The organism is Armatimonas sp., assembly GCF_031410135.1.
GTDB lineage: Bacteria > Armatimonadota > Armatimonadia > Armatimonadales > Armatimonadaceae > Armatimonas.
This window is the reverse complement of record NZ_JANNYP010000827.1, coordinates 1-2,310: the sequence shown is the minus strand read 5'-3', so window position 1 is coordinate 2,310 and position 2,310 is coordinate 1. Positions and strand designations below refer to the sequence as shown.

The 2,310-nt window shown below is 55.7% G+C and carries 2 protein-coding genes; both read right to left on the bottom strand.

Features of this window, described 5'->3' with window-relative positions; genetic code table 11:
- Positions 1 to 181 precede the first annotated feature (181 nt).
- The gene (locus tag RMO15_RS30155; RefSeq protein WP_309721947.1) at positions 182 to 1,543 is read right to left on the bottom strand and encodes a recombinase family protein; all 1,362 of its coding nucleotides are present in this window, start codon (positions 1,541 to 1,543) and stop codon (positions 182 to 184) included.
- Between the two features lie 71 nt (positions 1,544 to 1,614).
- A partial coding sequence (locus tag RMO15_RS30150) for a Fic family protein (protein WP_309721944.1) occupies positions 1,615 to 2,310 on the bottom strand: 696 nt, incomplete at its 5' end.

Genomic DNA, 2,310 nt, shown 5'->3' with positions numbered 1-2,310 from the left:
GCCTCTGCTCGGACGTGCCCTCCTCGAATCGCTGTTTTACGCTCCTACAAAAGGAAAATGCCCCCTCGATCTCTTCCAGCCACTGGTTCGAGCGAGTGGTATGACGACTGAGGCTCTCTGCTAAAATCTGGCTCTCCCGTGTCAGCTCGGCACGCCGCTCGTCGTAGTCGTTTTCATCGATTCACCCCGCGATCAGCATGTCCGTCATGCGCTTACGAGCCCCTTGATTTCTCTGCTGCGAGTCTTGAAGTTGCTTCAATATCTGGTGCTGAGCCTTTTGCTCCGCACTGTTTTCTTCCCGAAGCTGACGCAGCACCCAGTCCGATATGGCATCGGGTAGTGTTAGTGTTTCCAGGAATTCTGCCGCTTGTTTTTCAAACTCCGTGAGAGAGAGATACCGCTCGGGACAGGGGCCCTTCTTCTTCGTACAGCGCAAGTACACAAAGTGGCGCACTTCTCCAGCCTTGTTAGTTTTGATGTGTGTCTCCGCTGTTATCGAACTGCCACAGGTTCCACAAGCTACCAGTCCACCCATGTAGGGTACGACCTCAGCTGCTGGTCTGCGCAGGTGTGCCTTGGGGGCGGACGGCTTGGCGATAAGTTTCTGGACGCGTTCGAATTCTGCAACTGTCACCATAGGCACATGGCTACCCTGGTGGATTTCGCTACCCCACTGGTAGAGTCCACAGTAGAACGGATTACAGAACATGGCATGGATCGCCGAGTAGGTCACAGGGCCACCTCCTACCTTGCCGTAGCGCCTATAGGTGAGTCCCATGGCCCCTGCCTCTCGATAAAGCTGCTTGGCTGTGTATGCCCCCGTAAGCATCTTTTGCCAGAGTCTTTGAACCGTCTCAAAGCGCTCTGGATCTGGCAGAATACTTCGGTCACCCTTGATGCCGAAAAGGTCGTTCATGTAGCCAATGGGGGCTTTGCCCGGAAATTGCCCTTTGGCGTGTTTATTGGCTACGCTACTTTCCATGCGGCGGATGAGGTTGCGTATTTCCTCGGTCGAGACGCATGCCTCTATCGCGATAATAATCGTGTTGTCTTCAGGAAGGTACATACGGTACGGAGTCACCACACGCCGAATTTTGCCCTTCTGGAGGGCATGGATGATGCGTCCGCCATCGATCATGTTGCGGCAGAGACGACTGATCTCGTGGGTGTAGATAATGTTGAGTTCCCCTGCCTCGATCCGATCCATCATTTCATTGAAGAGGGGACGACCCGGATCTTTAGCGCTTTTGCTCTCCTGATAACTTGCGATCTCGTCTATCTGAAAGCCATCCTGTGCAATGATGGTTGCTAGGTCGCGTACTTGTCGCTCGTGGCTGGCGGCTTGCTGATCGTCGGCTTCGCTGCTCTTTCTTGCATAAAGCACCGGGCGATCTGGTGCGGGTGGGACATCTTTGTTGAACTTGGCTCGTGTGGCAGGTCGAGTCCTGTTGGTGCGAACCATCAGAGCCGTGGGGTGCTTAGTCGTGGTGGAGTGCTTAGTTGTAGTGGAGTGCTTAGTCGTGCCGGGGTTATCTACAATCATCGAGAGAAAGTTAGAATGTTAGAAAGAGTGCTGGAGCATCTTTGGGATCACTTGATACCTATTTAGCATCACTAAGCATGCTCTCGCTGCTCCAGCGCCTGGAGGATGGGCTGGGCGACGTAGAGCTTGCCCCAGGAGCGGCCCGTCGTCTCAACCAGAATCCCCTGAGCTACCAGGTGCGCAATAGCCTGCCGAGCGGTGGGGGCCGTCACTCCCAGCAGCTCCTCAACACGCGACGCGGTTAGGTAGGGGTTGGCAAAGAGCGGATCAATGAGAGCAAGCGCTTTGGGGCGCTCTGCAAGACGGCGACGGTACTCCTCACGTAGCTCCATGAGTACTCTAGCCTGCTGGACTCCTTGGCGGCTCGTGATGGTGACTCCCTCGAGGAAGTAGTGTAGCCAGCCATTCCAGTCACCTTGGGTTCGCACTTGCTGAAGGGCAGAGTAGTAGCCCTGCCGGTTCTTCTCAATGTAGTCTGAGAGGTACAGAAGCGGCTGATCTAATCGCCCCCGCTCAATGAGAAAGAGGGTGATGAGTAAACGGCCCACACGTCCGTTGCCATCTAGAAACGGGTGGATGGCTTCGAACTGCTCGTGCAAGAGAGCGCACTGAATCAGCTCGGGCATGGTCTCGCGCTCGTGGACGAAGCGCTCCCAGTCAGAGAGGCAGTCCATGAGCACATCAGGTGTTGGGGGGACGTAGGCGGCGGTCATGAGGGTGCTGCCTGGTGCTCCAATCCAGTTCTGTGAGCGGCGGAACTCGCCCGG